The sequence below is a fragment of the Hymenobacter glaciei genome, from assembly GCF_039539585.1.
Classification (GTDB): Bacteria; Bacteroidota; Bacteroidia; order Cytophagales; family Hymenobacteraceae; genus Hymenobacter; species Hymenobacter glaciei.
Genome location: NZ_BAABDK010000029.1, coordinates 262,578 through 285,101, shown reverse-complemented (window position 1 = coordinate 285,101; position 22,524 = coordinate 262,578). Strand labels below are relative to the sequence as shown.

General features: G+C 58.9%; 20 protein-coding genes. 8 read left to right on the top strand and 12 right to left on the bottom strand.

Annotated features, from left to right (window positions below; all coding sequences use genetic code 11):
* Positions 1 to 6: 6 nt before the first annotated feature.
* A complete protein-coding gene (locus ABD837_RS18970) occupies positions 7 to 2,763 on the bottom strand; it encodes a polynucleotide kinase-phosphatase (protein WP_345057626.1) in 2,757 nt (918 codons plus the stop codon).
* A 69-nt stretch (positions 2,764 to 2,832) separates the two neighbouring features.
* Between ABD837_RS18970 and ABD837_RS18965 the strand changes: the two genes are divergently transcribed.
* Positions 2,833 to 3,384 carry a hypothetical protein gene (locus ABD837_RS18965; protein ID WP_345057624.1) on the top strand — a complete coding sequence of 184 codons (552 nt, stop codon included), beginning with the start codon at positions 2,833 to 2,835 and terminating at the stop codon, positions 3,382 to 3,384.
* Between the two features lie 533 nt (positions 3,385 to 3,917).
* Here ABD837_RS18965 and ABD837_RS18960 read toward each other — a convergent pair.
* On the bottom strand, positions 3,918 to 4,784 hold the full coding sequence (locus tag ABD837_RS18960) for a hypothetical protein (protein ID WP_345057622.1): 867 nt from the start codon (positions 4,782 to 4,784) through the stop codon (positions 3,918 to 3,920).
* A 154-nt stretch (positions 4,785 to 4,938) separates the two neighbouring features.
* Positions 4,939 to 6,444 (bottom strand): 3' terminal RNA ribose 2'-O-methyltransferase Hen1, encoded by a 1,506-nt coding sequence (locus tag ABD837_RS18955; protein ID WP_345057620.1) that lies wholly within the window; start codon positions 6,442 to 6,444, stop codon positions 4,939 to 4,941.
* 303 nt (positions 6,445 to 6,747) lie between these two features.
* On the opposite strand from ABD837_RS18955, the gene ABD837_RS18950 reads away from it, so the two are divergent.
* From ABD837_RS18950 to ABD837_RS18940, 3 genes are all read left to right on the top strand, one after another.
* Entirely contained in the window at positions 6,748 to 7,203 is a 456-nt protein-coding gene (locus ABD837_RS18950) for a DUF2147 domain-containing protein (protein WP_345057618.1), read from the top strand.
* An 85-nt stretch (positions 7,204 to 7,288) separates the two neighbouring features.
* Positions 7,289 to 8,344: a DUF6268 family outer membrane beta-barrel protein gene (locus tag ABD837_RS18945; RefSeq protein ID WP_345057616.1), complete on the top strand. Its 1,056-nt coding sequence runs from the start codon at positions 7,289 to 7,291 to the stop codon at positions 8,342 to 8,344.
* Between the two features lie 193 nt (positions 8,345 to 8,537).
* Positions 8,538 to 9,170 carry a hypothetical protein gene (locus ABD837_RS18940; protein ID WP_345057614.1) on the top strand — a complete coding sequence of 211 codons (633 nt, stop codon included), beginning with the start codon at positions 8,538 to 8,540 and terminating at the stop codon, positions 9,168 to 9,170.
* Between the two features lie 6 nt (positions 9,171 to 9,176).
* Here the strand turns inward: ABD837_RS18940 and ABD837_RS18935 are convergent, their stop codons facing one another.
* From ABD837_RS18935 to ABD837_RS18915, 5 genes are all read right to left on the bottom strand, one after another.
* Complete coding sequence (locus ABD837_RS18935; RefSeq protein WP_345057612.1) at positions 9,177 to 9,818, bottom strand: zinc-ribbon domain containing protein; 642 nt, start codon at positions 9,816 to 9,818, stop codon at positions 9,177 to 9,179.
* A 20-nt stretch (positions 9,819 to 9,838) separates the two neighbouring features.
* Positions 9,839 to 11,299, bottom strand: coding sequence for a GH1 family beta-glucosidase (locus ABD837_RS18930; RefSeq protein WP_345057610.1), 1,461 nt, complete (start codon positions 11,297 to 11,299; stop codon positions 9,839 to 9,841).
* Positions 11,300 to 11,531: 232 nt separating this feature from the next.
* Positions 11,532 to 12,527 carry a glycosyltransferase family protein gene (locus ABD837_RS18925; protein WP_345057608.1) on the bottom strand — a complete coding sequence of 332 codons (996 nt, stop codon included), beginning with the start codon at positions 12,525 to 12,527 and terminating at the stop codon, positions 11,532 to 11,534.
* An 82-nt stretch (positions 12,528 to 12,609) separates the two neighbouring features.
* Positions 12,610 to 13,542 carry a UDP-2,3-diacylglucosamine diphosphatase gene (locus tag ABD837_RS18920; RefSeq protein ID WP_345057606.1) on the bottom strand — a complete coding sequence of 311 codons (933 nt, stop codon included), beginning with the start codon at positions 13,540 to 13,542 and terminating at the stop codon, positions 12,610 to 12,612.
* Positions 13,539 to 13,763, bottom strand: a complete 225-nt coding sequence (locus ABD837_RS18915) for a hypothetical protein (RefSeq protein ID WP_345057604.1) — start codon at positions 13,761 to 13,763, stop codon at positions 13,539 to 13,541. Before ABD837_RS18915 ends, ABD837_RS18920 begins: the two co-directional genes overlap by 4 nt.
* A 230-nt stretch (positions 13,764 to 13,993) precedes the next feature.
* On the opposite strand from ABD837_RS18915, the gene ABD837_RS18910 reads away from it, so the two are divergent.
* Together ABD837_RS18910 and ABD837_RS18905 are read left to right on the top strand one after the other, a co-directional pair.
* Positions 13,994 to 14,584, top strand: a complete 591-nt coding sequence (locus ABD837_RS18910; RefSeq protein ID WP_345057602.1) for a hypothetical protein — start codon at positions 13,994 to 13,996, stop codon at positions 14,582 to 14,584.
* A 528-nt stretch (positions 14,585 to 15,112) separates the two neighbouring features.
* A complete protein-coding gene (locus ABD837_RS18905) occupies positions 15,113 to 16,240 on the top strand; it encodes a hypothetical protein (RefSeq protein ID WP_345057600.1) in 1,128 nt (375 codons plus the stop codon).
* 53 nt (positions 16,241 to 16,293) lie between these two features.
* Here ABD837_RS18905 and ABD837_RS18900 read toward each other — a convergent pair whose 3' ends face one another.
* Together ABD837_RS18900 and ABD837_RS18895 are read right to left on the bottom strand one after the other, a co-directional pair.
* Complete coding sequence (locus tag ABD837_RS18900) at positions 16,294 to 16,842, bottom strand: NUDIX domain-containing protein (RefSeq protein ID WP_345057598.1); 549 nt, start codon at positions 16,840 to 16,842, stop codon at positions 16,294 to 16,296.
* Positions 16,843 to 16,934: 92 nt separating this feature from the next.
* Positions 16,935 to 17,660, bottom strand: coding sequence for an HAD family hydrolase (locus tag ABD837_RS18895; protein WP_345057596.1), 726 nt, complete (start codon positions 17,658 to 17,660; stop codon positions 16,935 to 16,937).
* Between the two features lie 452 nt (positions 17,661 to 18,112).
* Between ABD837_RS18895 and ABD837_RS18890 the strand changes: the two genes are divergently transcribed.
* Together ABD837_RS18890 and ABD837_RS18885 are read left to right on the top strand one after the other, a co-directional pair.
* Complete coding sequence (locus ABD837_RS18890) at positions 18,113 to 19,603, top strand: DEAD/DEAH box helicase (RefSeq protein ID WP_345057594.1); 1,491 nt, start codon at positions 18,113 to 18,115, stop codon at positions 19,601 to 19,603.
* Between the two features lie 177 nt (positions 19,604 to 19,780).
* Entirely contained in the window at positions 19,781 to 20,269 is a 489-nt protein-coding gene (locus ABD837_RS18885; RefSeq protein ID WP_345057592.1) for a hypothetical protein, read from the top strand.
* A 118-nt stretch (positions 20,270 to 20,387) separates the two neighbouring features.
* On the opposite strand, the gene ABD837_RS18880 is transcribed toward ABD837_RS18885, so the two are convergent.
* Positions 20,388 to 20,558, bottom strand: a complete 171-nt coding sequence (locus ABD837_RS18880) for a hypothetical protein (protein WP_345057590.1) — start codon at positions 20,556 to 20,558, stop codon at positions 20,388 to 20,390.
* A gap of 1,155 nt (positions 20,559 to 21,713) precedes the next feature.
* Positions 21,714 to 22,121, bottom strand: coding sequence for a hypothetical protein (locus ABD837_RS18875; protein ID WP_345057588.1), 408 nt, complete (start codon positions 22,119 to 22,121; stop codon positions 21,714 to 21,716).
* Positions 22,122 to 22,524: the final 403 nt, after the last annotated feature.

The window sequence follows — 22,524 nt, the reverse complement described above, 5'->3', positions numbered from 1 at the left end:
TCAATTCTACAACCGCGGGTCCACTGCCTCACTCTCTAGCGCCAGCACGCCGAAGACGCACTGATGCACCCGGCGCAGGGGCTGCCGGGCCACGAAGCGTTCCAAACCTTCCACGCCGAGGGCGAACTCGCGCAGGGCGAGGTTGCGCTTGGCTTTCACGTTGCGCTGGCGCAGGCGGTCGAGGTTGCCGGGCAGCAGGTAATCGGGGCCGTAGATGATGCGCAGGTACTCCCGGCCGCGACACTTGAGGGCAGGCTGGAGCAGGCCGCCTTTGCCCTGGGGAATGAAGTCGTAGGGCTTCACCACCATGCCTTCGCCCCCAGCGGCGGTAAGGTCAGTCCACCACTGGATGGCGGCTTCGACTTCGGCCGGGTCACTGAGGGGGACGACGCGGTAGGGCGTGGCGCGTAGCAGGCCGGGGTCGGCCAGGGCCATCGTGCGCAGGGTCTCCATGTGCCAGGCGTGGTCGCGGTCGAAATAGGTGCGGCCTTCAGTGGCGAGCAGGTGGAAAGGCGCTAGCTTGAGGTCGTCGAGCGAGCGCACGGGCCAGCAGTAGCGGCGGTAGGCGTCGGCGTAGTGGGTAGCGGCCTGGCGGCGGGCCGTGGTGCGGGCCAGCAGGGCCTCGGCGCCGTCGAGGTCGCGGGCAGCGGCTTCGCTGAGGACGGCTTCGACCTGGGGCAGGGCGGCGTTGGCGGCGGCAGCCACGGCGGCGTACTGGTTTTTCACCAGCTCCTGGGCTTTGGCCGACCAGGGCAGCAGCTCAGCATCGAGGCTCACCCAGTCGGTATCGAATTTTTCCCAGAAACCGGCCGTACTCAGGGCGTCGCGCAGGCGGGCGAGGAAGGCGGTTTCGAGGGCGGCATCGGTGAAGAAGTTGCGGCCGGTGCGGGTATAGCACTTGCCAATGCCCTCGCCCACCAGCCCCAGGCGGCGCTGGATGGCGGCTTCGTCCTTGCCCAAAACCACGACCACGCGGCTGCCCATGTGCTTCTCTTCGCACACTACCCGCTCCACGCCGAGGCGTTTGTAGTAGTCGAAGGCTTCGGCGGGGTGTTCGAGCAGGTCGGGCAGGGCCGAGGTTTCGGTGGGCGACATGGTGGGCGGCAAGTACAGCAGCCACTTCGGGTGCAGCGCAAACCGGCTCATCACCTCCAGGGCGGCCACGGCGTTTTCCTCGCGGATGGTGACGCCGCGCATCAGCCGCGTTTCGATGAACTGCTTGCCGGTGACGTCGCGGATGTCGAGCAAGTCGTCTTGTCCGTGCTGCGCCGTTGTTAGTTGTTCGTTGTCAGTTGTTAAGTCGTTCTGGACTTGCAGTTGGAGGGCGCGGTAATTGAGCGGGCGCACGGGCTCGCAGTAGACATGCGCGGCGGGCACGGCCACGAGCTCGCGCTCAGGATAGCGCAGGGCAGTGAGGCGGCCGCCGAACACGCAGCCGGTGTCGAGGTCGATGGTGTTGTTGAGCCATTCGGCATCGGGCACGGGCGTGTGGCCGAAGGCGACGATGGCGCGGCCCCGGTACTCGCGGGCCCATTCATAGCGCACGGGCAGGCCGAATTCGTCAATCTCGCCGGTGCTTTCGCCAAACAGCGCGAAGGCCCGCACGGCCCCCGAGCCGCGCCCGTGCATTTCCTCCGTGAGGCCGGCGTGGGCCACCACCAGCTTGCCGCCGTCAAGCACGTAGTGGCTCACCAGGCCGTCGAGGAAGCGCCGCACCTCGCTTTTGAAGGCTTCGGGCTCGGCTTCGAGCTGGGCCAGGGTTTCAGCCAGGCCGTGGTTGACGGTGACTTTCTTGCCGTTGAGGTGGCGCAGGAGCTTGATGTCGTGGTTGCCGGGCACGCAGAGGGCGATGCCGTCGCGCACCATGCTCATCACGAGGCGCAGCACTTGTGGGGAAGCCGGGCCGCGGTCCACGAGGTCGCCGAGGAAGACGGCTTTGCGGACCCCACCCCCAGCCCCTCCCCGGTGGGGAGGGGTGCCAGTCGCAGGATTTGCTGATTCTAATAACTCCTGTTGAGCGCCGTCCGGCTCCCCCTCCCCACCGAATTCTGCGCCTCTAGCAGAGAAGGGGCTGGGGGGTGGGGTCACCCGCACCCCCAAGTCCCGCACATCCAAAATCGGCTCCTCTACAATCTGATACCCCAGCTGTTCCAGCAGCGCGCACAGCTCCTCGTAGCAGCCGTGCACGTCGCCGATGATGTCGAAAGGGCCGGTTTCCTCCTGGCGGTTGTTGTAGAGGCGGTCGCGGGTGAGGTGCTGGACGGCGTCGATTTCTTCCACGCTGCGCAGGTAGTGGATGTGCCGGAAGCCTTCCTCTTTCAGACTGCGCAGGCTGCGGCGCAGGTCCTGGCGGTGACGGGCAACGACGTGCCGGCCCAGATGGCGACGGTCGGGGCGCTGGGCGTTGCGCTCCTGGGCGACGGACTCGGGCACATCGAGCACGATGGCCACGGGCAGCACATGATATTGGCGGGCCAGCGCCACCAGGGGCTTGCGGCCTTCGGCCTGCACGTTGGTGGCATCGACCACGGTGAGCAGCCCGCGCTTCAGGCGTTTAGCCACTAGGTAGTGCAGCAGCTCAAAGGCGTCTTTGCTGGCCGACTGGTCGTTTTCATCGTCGGCCACCAGGCCCCGGCAGGCATCGGAGGACACGATTTCGGTGGGTTTGAACAAGCGCCGCGCAAACGTGGACTTGCCCGCACCCGTGCTGCCGATGAGGAGGATAAGGGAGAGTTCGGGGAGCTTGAGGGTATCTTGGGGCATAATTAATGGCACGGTGTAGCGTTCCCAAACACAAGGTTAGGCACAACTACCCACTTTTGAAGCATTATTATGAAGGTTGGCAAGCAATTTAACACGCTCACTTACGGGGAGTATCTGCACCTGATTGAGAACCACAAGAAGTTCACGGATTTCAATACGCTGGGCCTGTTCCGCTCCATCGTGGAAACCACCAAGTTGAACCTTGATGAGAAACTTGAGTTGCGAAAAGTTGCTGTTGCTGCGTTTGCGAAGACGTTTGACTTTCTGCAGTTGAAAGACCCAGTGACCTACTTCGAGGTGAATATATTGGGCGAAACATTGACAGTGGCTGATAAAAATCAGGCGTGGGATGATATCAAACGAAATCAGCAGTTGATTTTGGAGAACAAGCGGCTGAGCCACCGAAATTTCGGCACATACTCAAAGCATATTTGTGGTTATGACACTTGCAACTTGAATGGGATGATGATTAGGCAGGACTCCCACCTAGCCTATGGAGGAACTATTCATTTCAATTCGGATAACCATCGTACTTGGTCTAAGCAAAAAAATGCTGAGAGACAAAAACAAGAGAGAAAAGCCAAGCCTCAGCTAATTAAACTACAGCTAGAAAACGAATAAATTGCTCAATTTCACCTAATATGCTTAGCTCCGTCGCAAAGCATTATTAGATAACATAGTTCTTTCAGCCTACCATCTTAGGCCTCACTATTAATCGGTTAATATAGCAGATTTCAGAATTTAAAATCTGTGACAATTTTCCAGTAGAAAATTGGGGAGACCGAGGGCTAAAGCCTTCGCATACTGAGACTCGTCACGGAGTTAACTTAGCCGTAATTGAATTTGCCGACTTCCTTATCTCGCAGATATCAAATGGAATAGTTGAGCCTGATTTGATGATGGAAAAACTTCAGGGCTACTTTGATGAGAGAGATAATTTCGAATTCGATACAGAAGAGCGGGAATACATTGTTGATGTTCAATGTGAACTTGCCCGTTTAGTCAAAGTTGATTGCAGCGACCTGCTAATTTAATTAGGACTCCAACTTTGCAAACAACGTCCTCTGCAAAAGCGCACTACCTCCTCCCCCACACCCACCAGCCATCGCTGCCATACGTGCCGCTCGGCCACGCTGGCGGCCCAGGCAATAAGCTCAGCGCGAGATGAGTTGAATCGGCTTGTTGTCTAATATATGACTTTCGGTTGAAGGGCTTTTCACACCCGTCCACCACTCGTCGTTTTCCCAGTACCGGTCCCAGCCCAGTTTGGCGTATTTGGGATTTACATTTTCCCCACGGGCCCCAATGGTGAAGGCCTCGAGCACACCCCACCCGACGGCTTCGTAGTCGCGGCCGAGGAGCAATTCCTTCTGGTGGTTGGTGTGGTATTCGGTCCACTTGCCTTTGTAGAGCAGCGCCAGGGTGCCACCTTCGGGCTCTTCGGTGGCGGTTTGCACGAAGCTGATGCTTCCGCCTTTGGTGATGTAGAACTCCAGAATGCCGGTTCCTTCGAAGGTGCCGGTGTGCGATTGGGTCGGAGCCTGACGGAAGATAAAATGGGCCTTGGCCGTGTAAGTCCGCAGCAGCGAGTCCTGGACGCTCGTATTGGTGAGGCTGGCCCGTTTCAGAGGCGTCAGGTCCCGCAGCTGCAGCACGCCGGAGAATGGCACCACTGCTTCTTTAAACCGGCTTTTCCCAGTTACCTGCAAGGCCAACGGGTCCAGGCTATCCGGACGTATGTGGGTAAGAGCGAATGAAATCCGGTAACGGTCGGGGCCGAAAAACCCTTCCATCGGGGTTACGCCCGGCGGATTAGGACTGGCTTGGTTTCGCCACAAATTGGCAAATTGACGGTTTTGCACCAGCAGCAACAAGGAATCGCTCAGCGTAGCCGCCGGCTTGGCGGCTGCAAGAGCTACTTTAGCGGCAGTCGATGCGGGCGTTTTGGCTCCATCGGCCGACTGCTGGCAACTGGCCAGGCCAGCGGCCAGCCCGAGCAGCAAACCATGTTTTGTAATCATGTGCCAAAGCTACCTTATTCACTGCATGGGTGCAGAAGCGGTTTAACACAATCCCATTCGAGCGTGAAGCTTCCGGCTTTGCAGAGAAACTGGCCTATAAGGGGATGCTGAATTGTGTTCTCCCAAAAAGATGAAGAACAATTCTCGCCAAAAATCAGGACGGTATTAGCGTAAACACCACCATTTGGGAAGGTGCGCCAACGCCTTCCACCTCTTCCCCCATACGCTCCAGCCGCACCTCGTACCCGTGGCGTTCGGCCACGCCGGCGGCCCAGGCCGCAAACTCGGCGCGGGACCATTCGAAGCGGTGGTCGTCGTGGCGGAATTCGCCGGCGTTGAGCTTCTCAAAGAGCTGGTTGTAGTCGGCGTTGGGGCTGGTGACGAAGACGTGCGCCGGGCGGGCCTGGCCAAACACCACGGCTTCGAGGGCAGTGAGGCGGTTTTCGTCGAGGTGCTCGATGACCTCTACCAAGGCCGCCACCTCAAAGCCGGCGAGGCGCTCGTCGCGGTAAAGCAGCGAGCCCTGGATGAGGTCGATGCGGGTGCGCTGGCGCGGGGGCATCTCATCGAGGTGCAGGCGTTGGGCGGCGCGGGCCAGCGCCTGGTGCGACACATCCATGCCGAGGATGTACTCGATTTTGGGCTGACGCAGGAGCAGGCGCAGCAGCTTGCCTTCGCCGCAGCCCAGGTCGAGCACGCGCTTCGGGGCCAGCTGGTAGATTTCGTGGGCTACTTGCTGCAGGCGCTGGTCGTGGAGGCTCAGGCGCTGGTCGCCCTTCGCATCAACCTCATCTCCTGACCCCCTCTCCAAAAAAGAGGGGGCACCGCTCAAGCTGCTAGCGTCTGGTTCGGGATTGGCTTCCCTCTCTTTTGGAGAGGGGCCGGGGGTGAGGTTCGCAGTGAAGGTGTCGTCCTCCACTTTATCCCCTTCCATCAGCCGCTCCAGCGTCGGGTTCACGTACGCCGCCAGGTAGCGCAGGTAGCGCCGCGTGATGAAGCCGCGCTCCGGGTGCTGGGGCAGCCAGTCGCCGCCGCGGTGCAGCAGCTTTTCGGCCTCGTTCTCGCCGATGTAGTAGTGCTTGTCGTTGTCGAGCACCGGGAGCAGCACGTAGAGGTGCGTGAGCACGTCTTGCAGGCGCAGGCCTTCGTGGCGCAGGTGCAGGGTGTAGTAGCGGCTGTCGCCCCACTCGGGGATAGTGGGGTCGAGCGGGGTGGTTTCGATTTCCACTTCGTAGCCCAGCGGCTCAAAGAGGCGGCGCGGCCAGTCGGGACCGGGCGCAGACACGACGGCTACTTTCACAGCCAGCGGCAGGGTTTGGGCAGGCAGGTCGGGCTTGTCTTTGCAGGTGCCATTCATGGCCGTGCCGAAGGCCTTGCTCAGCGCCGCGCTCAGAAAGGAGGAGGCCACGTAGGGCCGGTCGTTCACATACTGCTCCAGCGCAAAGCCCTCGCCCGACGCACCGCCCCGGCCGCGCACGAGGCCCACGGGGTCGAGGTCGAGCAGTAGGGCTACGGTGCATCGCTCGGCCGTGGCTTCGGGGTAGAACACATGGGCTTGCCCGCCGGCTACTTCGATGCTTTGCAGCCGGGCCGGGTTCTTGTGCAGCAGGTAGCCCAGGTCGGTAGCGGGCTGGTAGGTAGTAGAGATGGTGAGGAGCATAAGCGGCGAACCGGGAAAAGCGGGAAGCCGAATGTAGTGCCAGGAAGATTGTCTGGCATTCCCTAGCTAGCCTTATTGTTGCTCCGCCCGCGCCCAACGCCCATCTACCGCACTACTACACCATCGAAGGAAGCCGTTGCTCCAAGCCAAGGGGAACTTGGCATTGCTCATGCAAAATATGCCACCGGCTTTTACTGGCCCGAATGAATAATGTGCGGCATGCAGCATAAATTTATTGGGTTCTTTGCTACGGCGGGCTACATTTGTTTCTAATCTTCATCCAATCTTCACACAAAACCCACCATGACTAAGCGTTTTCTAGGATTCGTCCTGCTCCTCGGCCTCGTGCTGACTACCTTCTCGGCCCTGGCGGCCGGCAACCCCGATGCCGTGCTCGGCGTGTGGAAAAATGGTGAGGGCACCGGCATGATTCAGATTTTCAAGCAGGGCGACAAGTATTTTGGCCGCCTGGTGTGGCTGAAAGTGCCCAACGACCCTGCCGGCAAGCCCCGTACCGACGTGAACAACCCCGAGGAAAGCAAGCGCAAAACCATGCTCAAAGGCCTAACCAACATGCGCGATTTCACCTACGCCGGCGACAACAAGTGGGAGAACGGCAAGATTTACGACCCTAAAAACGGCAACGACTACAGCTGCGAGATGACCCTGACCGATGCCAACACGCTGGAAGTGCGGGGTTTCATCGGCGTGTCGCTCTTCGGCCGCACCGATGTTTGGAAGCGGCAGGTGAAGAAATAGCCCCGCTTTGTGTGAATGCTTCCGAGCGGCTGACCGCAGCTCGGAAGAACTCATTTTTAGGCTGTTTCACTTCACTACCCGCTGCATGAAATACACTTACCTTACCCTGGCCGGCTGCCTGATGTGCGCCGCGCCTGCCGTGGCCCAGGTGGCCGATACCGCCCGCACCGCTCCGGCGGCCGACCTTAATTTCGACGAATTCGGCGACGCGGCGGCTGGCGGCGGCACTTACAACACCCAGAAGGTGCTGTACATCACCCCCACCAAGCTGATTTCGGTGGGCTACGAGGCCCATCTGCCCTACAACCTGACTTCGACTGGCCCGGCCCCACTCACCACCACGGCCGAAACCCGCATCAGCAGCGCCCGCGGCATTCGCCTGGCGTTCAATGCCCCGCTGATTTCGCGCAACAACTTCATTTTCAACCTGGGCCTGACGTATTGGAATACCGACCTGGGCGTCGACAACCCCCAACGCTCGCCGTACTTCACGCAGCTGAACGACGGCCTGCGCACCACGGGCCTGAACGCCACCGTCTTCAAGCCCTTCGATAACCTGCACTTCCTGCTGTTGCAGGGCAATGCCGACCTCAACGGCAACTACCGCGGCCTGGGCGACTTGTCGCGCAAGCAGCTGACGTACAGCGGCACCGCCATTTTCGGCTGGAAGCCCAACGACAACCTGCAATGGGGCCTGGGCCTGAGCCGCACCTACCGCGCCGGGCAGCTGCTCTACATTCCGGTGGTGCTGTACAACCGCACGTTTTCGCCGCAGTGGGGCTGCGAAGTGGTGTTTCCGGCCCGCGCCGAGCTGCGCCGCAACTTCGGAACTACGGCCCTGCTGAAATTTGGCTACGAATTGGAAGGCAACACCTACTACCTGGGCCAAACCGGCAGCCATGACGTGTACCTGCGCCGCGGCGAGCTCAAGCCGCGCTTCACCTACGAGCAGCGGCTGGCGGGCTTCGTGTGGGTATCGGCCCAGGCGGGCCTGCGCTACAACTACCGCAACGACGCGTTCCACCATCAGAACCCCACCGGCGAGAAGGAAAGCCTGCTGGGCTCGGAGCCGGCGCTGTACAAAAACAAGCTGACCAACCCGCTGTACTTCAACCTCAGCCTGAACCTGGTGAGCCCGTAGTTTCGCTGTTGAATCTTTGCACACCGCAGAAAAGGAGCTTCTTGTTAAGGGGCTCCTTTTTTTGCGTCTGCCATAACCCGAATGGCATCGATTTGGATGACGACAGCACTTGTTTGGCCCGGCCGAAATTAAATTTGTCCTCGATTCCGGCCCTGGCCTGTTCGCTTTTTCAACCCCTTTAGCGCCACTTCCTGTGCCCGATACTTTTGCCGCTCCGGCTTCCACCGGCCCCAGCCTGAACGATTTCGCCAGCTTCTACCTCTACGGGCTCACCAACCAGCCCTACCAGCAATCCACTGATTTAACAAAGTTTGGCGAGCTATTCAACCTCGTTATCGGCAACCACGGCGGCCTGGGAATTGCCAGCTCCTTTCACCCCTATCAGCTGGTGAATGAGGCCGGCATCACGGTGTGGTACGCGGCCTACGCGCAATTCTATGCCCAGCCCAACCGCTTGGAGCTGTTCGCGGAAATGACCGTGGAAAAGACGCAATTTGTGGTGGTGCCCCCTGCTTCTTTTGCTGAATTCCACATCTGGCCCGATACCCGCCTGACCACCGACGAAAACCCTATTTTCGGCCGCTTCGTCCCCTTCGTCATTCCGTTTCTGGTGCGCAAAGACCCGGAATTGCTGCGTTGGGATAAAGAGTTTGCCGCCGCCGAGGGCGACGACAGCCGCCTCCGCCCCTACCTCGATGCCGTGAATACGGCCATCAAATTTGTGCAGCCCGCCCCGGCCTTTGTGCTGGGTTTCGGGGAGTTTGACGAGCAGCAACCGGAACTACTGATTGAGAAGTTTTTGAGCTGCCGCGACATGCTACTGTAGCGGCTACTACTCCTGCGCACTGTCCTGCAGTTGCCGTACAGTTGTTAATAGGCCATCAAGTACGGCAAAATTCGAACTACCTTCTCCACAATTCCTTTTTCCGGCAGCCAAAAATTGCTTTGCCTTGTTGAATTCTTTTTCCTCCAGATAATAAGCTATTATTTCCTGTACGGCTTCCTGGTTCGAGTAATCATTTGCAGCCATTAGCTGCGAAAAATGGTCACGCCTTTTTTTATGCTGCTGGCACGCCTCGCAGCGCACTTTTTCAGCTTGCACCCAAAAGCGCAGGTGCTCATACCAATGCTGCTGCTCTCCTTTGGAGAACGTAAAAGCCACTCCGCATTCCCGGCAAACTCCAGCCTTATCGAAATAAGCAAAATGCGGCGCAATATCGCAGAACAGCTGTTTTACCGGCTGGGCACTTAGGGCTCGGCCATTCTGTAGGCATTCGTCGCAGGCCCAATCCACAAGGCCTTTCCTGGCGTCGCACCAGTAGACATTGCCAAGCAAAATGCCCCTCCGCGTGATGTATGTTTTTTCGGGTACTTCTTTCGCCACCTGCTTAAGAAACGCCTGATGCTCAGCTGGTCCGCGCACCTCTCCACAGCAAGGGCATCTTAAAGAGTTGTGAGGCTTCGCATAGTTCATACGAATGAAGACACAGAATGCTACTCTGCATCCGTCCCCACTATTGCCGCTCTTTCCGCACTCACTCTAGCACCACTTAAAAACTCCTGGTACCAGCGGCCCGAGTCCTTCACAATCCGCTCCTGCGTTTCGTAATCGACGTGGATAAGGCCGAAGCGCGGTCCGTAGCCCTCGGCCCACTCAAAATTATCGGTCAGGCTCCAGGCGAAGTAGCCGCCCACATCTACCCCCTCCTGCCTGGCTCGCAGCACCTGGCCGATGGCAGCCTGCAGGTAGGCCCGGCGGGCCACATCGTGCACCCGGCCATCCGTCACCACATCCGGGAAAGCTGAGCCACTTTCAGTTATCAGCAGCTTAGGCGCATTGGGGTAAGCGCCAAACTGCTTCAGCATGTGGTAAATCGACTCCGGGTATACTTCCCAGCCCATGTCGGTGTGCGGCACGCCGCGCTGCCGGGCAGGCACCAGCGCGGCCCACTGCAGGGGCAGCCAGGGCGAGAACTTCACCACTTCGCGGGTGTAGTTCTGCACGCCCCAGAAGTCGAAATCGAACTGCATGCGCTGCTGGTCGCCGGGCTTTTGGTAGCGCTCCAGCAGCCAGCGCAGGGCGGGCAGCTCGGCGGTGGGGTAGCCCAGCCCCAAGGTGGGCTCCACGAAAAAGCGGTTTAGCAGCGCATCGGCCCGGCGGGTAGCAGCTTCGTCACTGGCATTGCCGGGCCGGTGCGGCGTGAGCTGCGAACACGAAAAGGTGGTGCCAATCCGGGCCGATGCGGGCAGCACGGCGCGCAACGCGCGACCACCCTCGGCCTGGGCCAGCGTGGCGTGGTGCGCCGCCGCCAGAAACGCCCCCAGGTGCCGCCGCCCCGGCGCATGAATGCCCAGCAAATGGCCGGCTCCCACAAATACCATGGGCTCATTCAGCACGCACCACTGCGGCACGCGGTCGCCGAGGCGGCGGGCCACGGTTTGGGCGTAATCGGCAAACCAGTGCACAATGTCGCGGTTGGCCCAGCCGCCGCGGGCCTGCAGGGCACTGGGCAGGTCCCAGTGGTAAAGGGTGAGCATGGGGCGCAGCTCGCGCTCCAGACAGGCATCCACCAATCGGTCGTAGTAGTCGAGGCCGCGGCGGTTCACAGCGCCGGTACCTTCGGGCAGCACCCGCGGCCACGCCACCGAAAAGCGGAAATCAGTTAAACCCAAGCTTGCCGCCAGGTCCAGGTCGGTTTCGTAGCGGTTGTAGAAGTCGGCGGCGACGCGGCCATGCTCGTTGCGCCGGATGGTGCCCTTGCGGCGCGTAAAATCGTCCCAGATGCTGGGGCCCTTGCCCTGCTGCTGCCAGGCTCCTTCCGACTGGTAAGCAGCGGCCGACGCGCCCCATTGAAAATCAGGGCCGAAATTCGCCCGAGAAAAAGGCACCGGAGCCGACGATGGAAAAAAGGCCGCCGGCAGCGGTTCGGAATAGCTAGGCGATAATTGAATCATGCGCGGGGCGCGGAGTTTTTTACGATAGGAGAACAGAACGCAAACGAAAGACCGTCATGCAGAGCGATGTTTCATGGTCAGTTTACAGGCCGGACCATGTAGGGGCGGGGCCTGTCTCCGCCCGCCGTTGAACGGAATCGGTGGTTTTGAACGAACGACGGGCGGGTGCAGGCCCGCCCCTACACTCCTGGCCACTGAACCGGCTCTAGTTCACGGCCCCCACATCATTCCACTACAATTGCTCGCGCAGCAACTGGTCAATCACCTGCGCGGTCTGGTCGGGGTAGTTCACGGCAATTACCTGGTCTTCGTGTAGCCATTGGTCTACTTTGTCAAGGTTTTTGTCCTTGAAGCTTTTGATAACGGGCACGCCCATTTTGGCCAGGGCCGCCGCATTGCACTGCTGCTCATATTGCTGTTTCATGGGCATCACCAGCAGCTTTTTTCCTAAATAAAGCGCTTCGGCGGGGGTTTCAAATCCGGCGCCGCACAGCACGCCGGCCGCGCGGGCCAGGCTATCCAAAAATGCGGGGCCGCTCACCGGCCATATTCGCACGTTGCCGTAGTTGGCCGGCACGGCGCTGTGCTTGCTGAATACCTCCCAACGCACGCTACGGCTCAGGTGCTGCAGGCGCTCCACCAACATCTCCTCATCGAAAGCCGGCAGGTACACCGTGTAATGGCCCTCGTTGGCGGGGCTCAGCTCGCGCACCTGCTGGCGGATTACGGGCGTGAATATTTCCGGCGCATAGCGCTGGAAATGAAAGCCGTATTGAGCCGTGCTCGGCGCGTAGTGCTTCAGCACGGCCCGGCCGGCAGGGTCTTCCCGGTCGGGGCGCGGGGCGGCGGCGTGCAGCACGGCGCTCTGGTGGCTGAGGGCCACGCACGGCACGTGGCGCAGCTTGCACGCCCAACTACTCACCGGCTCAAAATCATTGATAACCAAGTCGTATTTTTCAACTGGCAGGTGTCGCACTTCGTGCAGGAATTTCCCCGAATTGAATTGCGCGAAGGTCTTTACGAAGTTGATGCCGCCCTTCTTGCCAAAGGCAAACCCCATGCCCTGGGCTTTGTGGTGCACCTCGAACGGCAGCGGCAAGTCGGCGGGCGGGCCGCTTACCAGCACATCGAGGCGCTCGCAACGGGCTTGCAGCAGCGGCACTACATCGAGGGCCCGGCTGAGGTGACCGTTGCCGGTACCCTGAATGGCGTAGAGAATTCGGGACATTGTAGCACGCAGCCGCTGCTGCGTTTCGGTAAAAAGTGGGTGTTTTCTTGGGCAGTACGCAAACGCGGTGTAAAGCTCCACACTACCCCTTAATCTTAAATTCGGCCAGCAGGCCTTTGAGCAGCGCGGCCGGGTTCGCATCGGCCAGCGCTTCGGTTGCATCAGCGGCTTCGGGTTGGGCCGTTTGCTGCATGGCGGGGTCGTCGTTGTAATAATAAAGCTGCCAACCGCCTTCGGCAGTGTACTCCAGCGCCGTGAGGTTTTCGACCCAATCGCCCGAATTCAGGTACATCACCTCTCCTTTTTCCGTAGCCAAAGGCTTGATTTCGGGCTGGTGAATATGCCCGCAGGCCACGTAGGGGTAGCCCTTGTCGGCGGCAATAGCCGCGGCGGTTTCCTCATAGTTGCTCACGGCTGCCACCGCCGATTTCACCCGTTCCTTTACCCGCTTGCTTAGCGCCACCCGCGGGCGTCCCATCTTTAGCAGACCATAATTCACGAGGCGGTTCAGCAGAATGAGTAAATCGTAGCCGTGCCCGCCAAGCTTGGCCAGCCAGCGCGAGTGCCGCATGGTCACGTCGAACACGTCGCCGTGGAACAGCCAGGCGCGGCCGTGCGGCAGGTCGAGCACCAGCTTGTTATCGAGTCGAAAGTTGCCCAGCTTCAGGCCCGCAAACTTGCGCAGCAACTCGTCGTGGTTGCCGGTGAGGTAATGGATTTTCACTCCCTTGGCGGCCAGGCCGGCCAGATAGCGCACCACCCGCATGTGCGCCGGCGGCCAGTAGTTTTTGCTGAACTGCCAGATGTCGACAATGTCGCCATTGAGCACCAGCACCTGCGGCCGGATGCTCTTGAGGTAGCGCAGCAGCTCGGTGGCGTGGCAACCGTAGGTGCCCAGGTGCACGTCGCTGATGACGGCTACCTGCACCCGGCGCTTGCGGCGCACGCGGACTTTGGGTAAGGCGGAAGTCCCCATTTTATCGGTTTCGGGCAAGCCGGCGGTCGTCGTGCTCATACGGCAGCGGCTGGCGTAATCCGGCCACTCCGGGCGGGTCGCGAGTTGCGGCGCGGCCGAATGGCTGGCCCCGAGCGCCCCACCAGCTTGCCCCCGAAAGCCGAGCGCAGGCTGCTGAGCGTGTGCAGCCAAAAAGCCACCCACAAGGCCAGCTGAAATAATTCGTAAACGAGCCCGCGCCCCACACGGCGCAGCCCCAGAAGCAAAGCCGGGAAATACATGGTTTGAAGCAGTAATGACCAACAAAAAATCCTGCTTTCAAAGGTCGGTGCTGCCTGTGAAGCCTTTATTACGCCCGAATTATGCTTGCATCACGATGGCGAAAGCGCAGGCAGTGCAATTTCGCTGAATGGCAGAGAGCCGGAGTTTGCCCGGCCTTTCGTTACTTTGTTGGCCCGATTTTTCGTTGGCCATTCCTTCATCCTAAACCCTCTAATTTCATTCCTATCTGATGCATTCGTTACCCCGCTTCGCCCGCCATTTTCTTACTATAGCCTTATTCATGCTGTGCGCCGGCGCAGCGCTGGCCCAGCCGACCGGCAAAGCGGCCAAAGGCCGTAAGCGCTACGCCTTTGCTCAAAAGGACGAAGAGTCGCCCTACGTGAAAAACGTCACCAAAAACACCGGTGAGGAAGAGGACGTCGACGGCTCCTTCACCCGCGTCGGCTACCGCACATACACCGAAATGGTGGCCGAGCTCACCCACCTCAAAAAGCTGCACGACTGGGCCGACTCCACCTACCAGCGCCGCGTGGGTACTGTTCCCCCCGGTGGCGTGCTCTTGGTCATCATCCACCGCCAGGGCCCTAAAAATGCCGATTTGGGCAACCTCGCCATCACCGTAACCGACAAAGACGGCAAGGAAGTATTCACCCACACCCCTCCCGCCGGCACCGGTCGCTTCTTTGGTCGCGACCTTTACCAAGCCAAAGCCGTTATCCCCTTCCCTAGTTTGGCGCCGCAGGAACTCAACGTGAGCATCCGCGATACCAAGCTTTATCAAACCTTTGATTACACGCTGGAAGTCCCGGCTGCGCAGTAGTTAAACTGCCATAGTAGCCCACTAGCTGAGCAAATCGCCAGCTAAAAAGGGGGAATAAAAACTAATTTAATTAGTTTTTATTCCCCCTTTTTACTATTATCTTTGGAATACCGCACGGTAGTCTCCCGCCAAAGCGACGCCTGTAAAAAATGCGAAGCCCCGGCTGGTGGAACAACCGGGGCTTCTAGAAGTGGGTGGAACGTATACCCTTACTTCTGTGCAAGATGCAACGGGGACGTGCGAAACAACTACTGCAAGATTGGTGGAAACCGATTCTGCTGGGGTTTGCGAGTGGAGTAGCCAAAGACCTGGTCTTTATGCTGCTGTCTCACTACCTCAAGTAGTGGTAAGGGGTTGGGCCGGGTGCCTGGTCCCTTATTTTTTATCTGCGCTTTTTACTTGTACAAATGTAGAAAAGTTTTCTCCACTTTTATACAGCCTTGCGGCCGCATTACTAATCAACCTCTGGAAAAATTAGCTTATCCACTTGTTGTTAAGCCGCCTATCCATCGAGGTGCTCAAAGCCACATGAGTTACAAAGTAGCCCTCGGGTTTGGCATCGTATTAGGGGTACTGCTGGTTGCATTCAGCTGGCCGGTTTACCACTACCCTACTCGGGCCGAGTTGCACCAGAAAGCCCATTACTTGGAGCGGATAGTCAGCACGCCCGAAGCTGAAACGCCGGAGTTACTCGCCCTTGGCAACGCCGAATGGTCGTTGTTCTCCATGTCGTATTCGGCTTATGCGTTCACCAACATGGCGCAGCTCGACAGCAGCTTCCGTCCCGAAGCGGCCCATTATACCGCTCTGGCCATCCACCAAATGCTGACGGGCACCATTGTCCAGGCCTTCCGCAACCACGAGGCAGCTATCGAAACCGATTCTGTGACTTCTGTGCTCTACCTCGGCCATCTCAACCTAATGCTGGGCTGCCACCGCTTGCTCGACCCGGCTTCTCCTTATATAGCGCTCCACGATTCCCTCTCCGCCAGCCTGCACCGCCGGCTCGCTAGCGCCCCCAACCACTGCCTCGAATCGTACCCCGGCGGGGTCTGGGTGCCTGACAATACTGTTGCGCTGGCCTCGCTCCAGCTCCACAGCGACCTAACGGGCAGCACCTACCGCACCTTTTGTCGGCAATGGGTTGCTTATGCGCGCCAGCACCTCACCGACCCAGCCACAGGCCTGCTGCTTTCCAAGCCCGCCACCCGCCACCAAAACGCCGAAGAACCGCGCGGCTCCCACCTGGGCTGGAGCATTTTCTTCCTTCACCGCTTCGCCCCGGCCTTTGCCGCCGAGCAATACCGCGGCTACCAGCAGCATTTCAGCACCAACTTCGGCGTTATCCGCCTCTACAACGAGCGCATCGGCAGTTACGAAACCAGCGAAGGCGATGTCGACAGCGGCCCCCTGATTCTTGGGTACAGCATCCCGGCCAATGCCTTCGCTTTCGGCAACGCCGTGGCCCTGCGCGACTGGCGCAACGCCCAGCGACTGCGCCGCGTCATCAGTTTCGGCAGCCGGGAAGTAGAAACGCCGCAGGAAATACGCTATAGCGTCCGCTTCGTGGACTTGTCCGTCAGCCCACTGGCCGAGGCCCTGCTGCTACACGCCGAAACGATGACGCCGTGGCACCTACATCCCCGGAGCAATTGATTAATGCTCATCAAACTGCCCCGAGAAAGCGGTGGTGTAAGCAGCCTTGATGATTACTTCCGCAGCTGCACCCACTGCACGGCAATCACCGACTTGGCATCGCGGAGCGGCTCGGCTAGCAGCGCTTCCCAGCTCAGCTCAACCATTTCGATGTTCTCATTTTCCTCGGCCAGCCCCCCACCTTTGCCAGTACGGTGGCTTACCTCGGCATAGTACACGGTGATTTCCTCCGAGCTAGTGCCCGGGGAAGGCCACATACACACAATTTTCTCCAGCTTGTCGACTTCGAAGCCCAGCTCTTCGTGAATCTCGCGGCGCACCGCTGTCTCGGGCGGTTCGTCGCCATCAATCATACCGGCGGCGATTTCCAGGAGCTCCGCTTCGGGGCCGATGCGGAACTGACGGGTGAGCACGTACACCTGCCGGCCCGTGTCGTAGACCAGCGCGGCCACGGCCTTGCCGGGCGCGAACTGCTCGCGCTTGAGTTGGTGCTCGCCGTCCTGCACGATTAACTGGTTGACTTTATAATGGCCGTTGAAAACGCGGCTGCGCTCGATAATCTGCATGGTTGGGAGGTTGGGCGTTGGGGTTTCTTGGGCCAAAGAACGTTGGCAAGGGCTTCTACAGCCCTACAAGGGATTCGTTTGTTTACTGAACCGGCGGATAGATGGTTAAGAAATGTCCCTACTCAAGGCTACAACTCAACTGCTGTAATTTTCTGCAGCGCGACTTCCAGCGGCTCAAAGCTGGTAAGTTCGGCCACGTGGGACAAGGGCTGCACGGCCCCCAACCGATTGACCCACACGGGCCGGATGCCCGCAGCAAGTGCCCCCAGCACATCGGCCCGCCAATTATCGCCCACCAAAACGGTTTCCTCCGGCCGGACGCCCAGGCGCTGCATAGCTGCCTCAAAAATGCGGGGGTCGGGCTTGGGCACCCCCACATCTTCAGAGGTAATCAGCGCATCCACCAGGTCGGTCATGCCCAGGAAGGCCAGTTTCTCCTCCTGCTCGGCAGTGCGGTTATTCGTTACAATGCCAATACGATAGTGCGGATGCAGCGCTTGCAACAGGGGCAGTGCCCCGGCTACGGGCTGACGCATCAAGGGATAATGTCGTTGATTGGCCCGAACGAAATCATCGATTTCCTTTGCTGTGGCACTTGGCCAATACGGCGCCAGCAGACGCTCAAATCGCAGGCGGCGCGCCTCGTCGTAAGAGTAGCGGCCCGCCATCAGCAGGGCGTGGTATTCTTCGAGCAGCTCGCTGTATAGTTGGTAGAAAGGCTCAAAATCGATGGTTTGAAAAAACGGCAGCGGGGCAGCGCTCGCTCGCAAGGATGCCCGCGCCGTGGCAATGTGGTCGAACAGGGTATCATCTAAATCGAACAGAATGGTAGTCAGGCGGATTGGCAAGGGCATTTTTCGGTTTTCAGCGACCTGAATATCTTGGAACTATTAATTGATTGGCAGCGATATGCAGGTAAGGCAACGCAGGCCGCCTAGCGGAGGCCATTTAATGCTTCAGCAAGCCCTATTCCAAAGCTTGGCATGCGTTCGCGCATCTGTGTTGTACCTTTGTTGTCACCAGGGCCGCCGTCGGAGCAGCCCGCTGCCCGGCTGCGTCGGGCAAAGCCCCGCGCCTCGGCTGCCTCCGCGAAGTAAGCGCACCTCACTCCAATTCCTCTTCTTTTCGGGAATAGGCCGGCCTCCGACGAGCCGCCCACCCTCCCCACGCCTGGCCTTTGCCAGCGTGGCCATGCCCGCCTATGCTACGGCGCAGGCTCAACCACTCATTTCGCAGGCAATTGTCTGCCACCATTTTACTGCGGCAGCAAGTTCTTGTTGCTCGGTGCTCCCACTTACCCTTTACTATGACGTTTGACGAGTTAAACCTGATTGACCCCATTCTCAAAGCCCTCAAAGAAGAAGGCTATACTACCCCTACTCCTATCCAGGAGCAGGCCATTCCCCACGTGCTGGAGGGCAAAGACCTTCTCGGCGTGGCCCAGACCGGCACCGGCAAAACGGCCGCCTTCACCGTGCCCATTCTGCAGGTGCTGCACCGCACGGCGCAGCTCTCGAGCCACGCCCGGGGTGCCATTCGCTGCCTCGTGCTCACGCCCACCCGCGAGCTGGCCATCCAAATCAACGAAAGCTTCGGCGCCTACGGCCGCCACCTAAGCCAGATTCGCCACACCGTTATTTTCGGTGGTGTGAGCCAGGGCTCGCAGGTTTCGGCCCTCAAGCGTGGCGTGGAAGTGCTGATTGCCACCCCCGGCCGTCTGCTTGACCTCATGAACCAGGGCTTTGTGGACCTGCGCCAGGTCGAGGTTTTCGTACTCGATGAAGCCGATCGCATGCTCGACATGGGCTTTATCAACGACATCAAGCGCATCCTGCCTAAGCTGCCCACCAAGCGTCAGACCCTGTTTTTCTCGGCCACCATGCCCGGCCAGATTCAGGAGCTTGCCAGCACTATTCTGCGCCCCAACCCGGTGCGCGTGGCCGTTACGCCCGTCAGCAGCACCGCCGATACGGTGACGCAGTCGGTATACCTCGTCGAGAACAACGACAAGCCTGCCCTGCTCCGCCACATCCTGCAGGACAAGGATATCAAGCGTGTACTCGTCTTCACCCGCACCAAGCACGGGGCCGACAAAGTCGTAAAAGCCCTCGCCGCCAACCAAATTCCGGCCGAAGCCATCCACGGCAACAAAAGCCAGAACCACCGCCAGCGTGCCCTGTCGAACTTCAAAGCCGGCAGCACCCGCGTGCTGGTCGCTACCGACATTGCCGCCCGCGGCATTGATGTGGACGAGCTGACCCACGTCATCAACTACGAAATCCCTAACGAGCCCGAAACCTACGTGCACCGCATCGGCCGCACCGGCCGGGCCGGCGCTTTCGGTACTGCCTTCTCCTTTGTCGAAGACGAGGAGCGCGCTTACCTGCAGGATATCCAGAAGCTCATCAGCCGCCAGATTGACGTGGAGGCTGAGCATCCATTCATTTCGGGCCGCATCAAGCCCGTTATGCTGCACGGCAACGAGCGCATCGTCCGGCCTAAAGGCCCGGCCGGTCGTCCGGCCCGCTCCGGCCCCCGCGAGGGTGGCAACGGCGGCGGCGGTCGCTCGGGTGGTGGCCGTAGCGGTGAACGCCCCAGCGGTGCCAGCAACGGCGGTGGCCGCCCTAGTGGCGAGCGCAGCCGCCCGGCTGCACCGGCCAGCAATGGCCAGTCTGATACCGCACGCCGCTTCGGCAGTGGTGGTGCCCGCGTGAACGTAGGCGGCAACCGCGAAGGTGGCGACCTGGGTGGCCGCCGTCGGGGCGATGCCGGCGGTACGCGTCGGGGCTCGTTCTAAGAAGTATTCAAAAGAGTGTGATGTTGCAGTTCAGCATCACGCTCTTTATCAAAAAGCAACAGGCCCCGGAAAACTTTTTCCGGGGCCTGTTGCTTTTTAGGGCTGAATACCTGCCCTTTCCTCACTGCTCCGGGCACTCTGTTCTTAACCACTCAGACGTCCAATTCCCTGCTAAAAATGGCCCAATCCACGCTTCCCGTTATTCAGGCCCTGCGCGACACGGCCCAGCGCCTCGCCACCCAAGCGCCCTACCAGTGGGGCCACATGGGCAGTTGCAACTGTGGCCACCTGGCCCAGACCATCACGCGCCTCACCAAAGCCGAAATTCACACCCGCGCCATGCAGCGCTACGGCGATTGGGAGCGTCAGATTGTTGACTACTGCCCCACCAGCGGCCTGCCCATCGACGAGACCATTGACGAGATGCTGGCATTGGGCTTCACGCGCACCGACCTCACTCACCTCGAACGCCTCTCCGACGCCCGCATTCGAAGAGAGCTTCCCTTCGAGCGCCGCAATGCCCTCCGCCACAACCAGCGCGACGACGTGGTGCTCTACCTCCGTACCTGGGCCGACCTACTGGAGTGCGACTTGCTAGCGGGCATCAGCCTGCCCAGCTTCACTGATGCTCCGGCCCCGGTACCCGTGCTGGTGGCTGCTGAATAAAATAGCCCTGCTCCCAGTCTAAGTTTAACTCAATAAAAACGAAAAGCCCCCACCAAAAATCTGGTGGGGGCTTTTCGTTTTTATTGAGTTGCCGTTCCTGAAGTGGATGGCGGATGCGCTAGTTGCGGGTGACGTTGGAGCGCTGGGCTTCGCGGTAGCCTTCGGCCCGGTGGGCGCGCTTATAAGCAGCATCAGCAGAAGGGTCTTTCTCAGCCTCGGCGGCATCGGGAGCCTGGGAACAAGAGGCCGTCAGGAGCATAGCCGTTGCGGCGGCCAACCAAAGATTCATGCGGGTCAGTTTCATACTACGAAGGTAGCCTACGGCTGGCAAACGAGCAAAGCATCCCACTTGGTTACTACGTAGTCAAAGCAACGTGACGCTACTGAATTACTCTTAAACAGATGCCTTTTTAGCCGTTTACATTTGGCAACAAGAGCAGAACATCTCGCTTGCTTAGGGCCATAATGCCCATGATAGTACACAGCATAGTTTAGCGTCAGATAACAGAGGATTTGCATTTATCCGGAATGACGACGTGCACATCACTATGATTTATCTCATAAAATAATGCAACCACTACAGTAGCCATATGGGCTCACATAGTTAGTAACCCCGCACCACACCGGGTGTAAGATTTACACTAATCCAGTACAGCCAGTTGTCAATTTTATTAGTAGCTTATGCTAGAAAGCCCTCCTTATTGGCAAAATTTACCAGCTAATACCATAAGCAATATTGCAACAGACCATTGCCTATATCTCAACTAGTCAGCTCCCGATTCGTCCTCATCTATCAATTTCGTTAGTTGAATTATATGTATTGAAAATAAGTAGGTTATGCAAAAAATACTTCCAACTATGTATCCTCATAATGTTTGCCCACATATCTTAGCAGTAAGCAAAATTGAATATATCCTTAAATCAGTGAATGCAATACTACTCACAGCGCAATCAACTCATCTAGAGAACTACTCAAAATATACTGACAAATTGTGTTCTGAGTTGCACGCACAAAGAGCAACATATGCTGTTTGCCGTTGCGTTATCCAGCAAGCTATGCTTATGCTGATTGACTTATACAAGTACGCCCTGAAACTGTCAGTATCCCTTGAATTGAATTTAATACTTTGATATAGCCGCTGAACTGCCCGTTTTGCTCGATGAACGGTACTACCATTATCGGCGAAACGCGTCAGCTAATCGCCTGCCTCACAGGGCTGCGCGCGATTTATCCAGCGTTAATGATATCCTACTCTGTTAAAGTGCAGAGCTGGAGTCAACGCAACCGCATCTCAGCCTTATAGTCGGTGGACCTAGTGATGGCTGCAGTTTGCTATTCGTTAGTAGCGCCCTCAACCGGTCTTGGGCGAAGGCAGACGTTACGCAATGGCTCAGCGTAGGGCTGCAATGAAGGCACCAAAAGGCAAGGCCAGTGCAAGCCCACTTATTCGGGCTGATAGTCTGCGAATGACCCGTCGCGGTAAAAAATAACAATCCGCCTGATGGGCTTTTCGGCCCCGGTGAACAAGGCCGATGCCACATCGTTAGCCAAAGTCGGGGTGGCTGCGTGAACGACGCCTGTGCCCGGTAATGGCGCATGGGCAGGTACCGCAGCCGAGGAGGGTGCTGCTGCCGAAGGCACAACAGCCGGAGCAGCCTGTGGGGCAGCGGCTTCTACTGGCAAAGTCGATGCAGCGAAAGGTTCGGCGCGCGCCGCGGGCAGTGCAGCAATACCTTCTTTACCAGAAGCTTCGCCAATATGGCTACTTACCAAAGTAGCTTCGGCCGGCGCAACCGAGTAATTTATTCCATCGAAAGAAGATGCAGGTTTGCCCGCTACTACTGGCTGCACGGGACTAACGGGAGATGGCAGCAACACAGTAGACTCGGACGGGTCGGCAGGTACCAGCGGCTTAACGGGAAACCGGCGCGGCATTTGAGGCCGGCTGGCTCCCGTATTCCTCGGTTGGGCTGCTGGGGCAACTCCAGGTACAGCTACGGCACCTGCCGCTGTAGAAGAGCTACGGGATAGTACGGGCATACCCAGCGATGGCAATTCTGCAGAAGTCATGCCCAACTTGCTAATATTGCCCTGATTTACAGTAATTTCATTAGCCTGAGCCGTTTGCGGTTGCCTCTTTGGCTCGGGATGGTGCGCTCGAGTTGCTGGCTGCGGCGAAACCGCCGGAAAGGGAGGGCTCGAAGCTCCGGCGGGACTCGACAAAGGTGCAACCAAGGGCGTCTCTTGGGCAGAG

Excerpts from the sequence above, each read along its gene's own strand:
- ABD837_RS18960 (WP_345057622.1), bottom strand. The coding sequence starts at position 4,784 with ATGATTACAAAACATGGTTTGCTGCTCGGGCTGGCCGCTGGCCTGGCC.
- ABD837_RS18885 (WP_345057592.1), top strand. The coding sequence starts at position 19,781 with ATGGCCCAATCCACGCTTCCCGTTATTCAGGCCCTGCGCGACACGGCC.
- ABD837_RS18965 (WP_345057624.1), top strand. The coding sequence starts at position 2,833 with ATGAAGGTTGGCAAGCAATTTAACACGCTCACTTACGGGGAGTATCTG.
- ABD837_RS18920 (WP_345057606.1), bottom strand. The coding sequence starts at position 13,542 with ATGAGCACGACGACCGCCGGCTTGCCCGAAACCGATAAAATGGGGACT.
- ABD837_RS18930 (WP_345057610.1), bottom strand. The coding sequence starts at position 11,299 with ATGATTCAATTATCGCCTAGCTATTCCGAACCGCTGCCGGCGGCCTTT.
- ABD837_RS18950 (WP_345057618.1), top strand. The coding sequence starts at position 6,748 with ATGACTAAGCGTTTTCTAGGATTCGTCCTGCTCCTCGGCCTCGTGCTG.
- ABD837_RS18925 (WP_345057608.1), bottom strand. The coding sequence starts at position 12,527 with ATGTCCCGAATTCTCTACGCCATTCAGGGTACCGGCAACGGTCACCTC.
- ABD837_RS18890 (WP_345057594.1), top strand. The coding sequence starts at position 18,113 with ATGACGTTTGACGAGTTAAACCTGATTGACCCCATTCTCAAAGCCCTC.
- ABD837_RS18910 (WP_345057602.1), top strand. The coding sequence starts at position 13,994 with ATGCATTCGTTACCCCGCTTCGCCCGCCATTTTCTTACTATAGCCTTA.
- ABD837_RS18945 (WP_345057616.1), top strand. The coding sequence starts at position 7,289 with ATGAAATACACTTACCTTACCCTGGCCGGCTGCCTGATGTGCGCCGCG.
- ABD837_RS18970 (WP_345057626.1), bottom strand. The coding sequence starts at position 2,763 with ATGCCCCAAGATACCCTCAAGCTCCCCGAACTCTCCCTTATCCTCCTC.
- ABD837_RS18915 (WP_345057604.1), bottom strand. The coding sequence starts at position 13,763 with ATGTATTTCCCGGCTTTGCTTCTGGGGCTGCGCCGTGTGGGGCGCGGG.
- ABD837_RS18880 (WP_345057590.1), bottom strand. The coding sequence starts at position 20,558 with ATGAATCTTTGGTTGGCCGCCGCAACGGCTATGCTCCTGACGGCCTCT.
- ABD837_RS18935 (WP_345057612.1), bottom strand. The coding sequence starts at position 9,818 with ATGAACTATGCGAAGCCTCACAACTCTTTAAGATGCCCTTGCTGTGGA.
- ABD837_RS18955 (WP_345057620.1), bottom strand. The coding sequence starts at position 6,444 with ATGCTCCTCACCATCTCTACTACCTACCAGCCCGCTACCGACCTGGGC.
- ABD837_RS18895 (WP_345057596.1), bottom strand. The coding sequence starts at position 17,660 with ATGCCCTTGCCAATCCGCCTGACTACCATTCTGTTCGATTTAGATGAT.
- ABD837_RS18905 (WP_345057600.1), top strand. The coding sequence starts at position 15,113 with ATGAGTTACAAAGTAGCCCTCGGGTTTGGCATCGTATTAGGGGTACTG.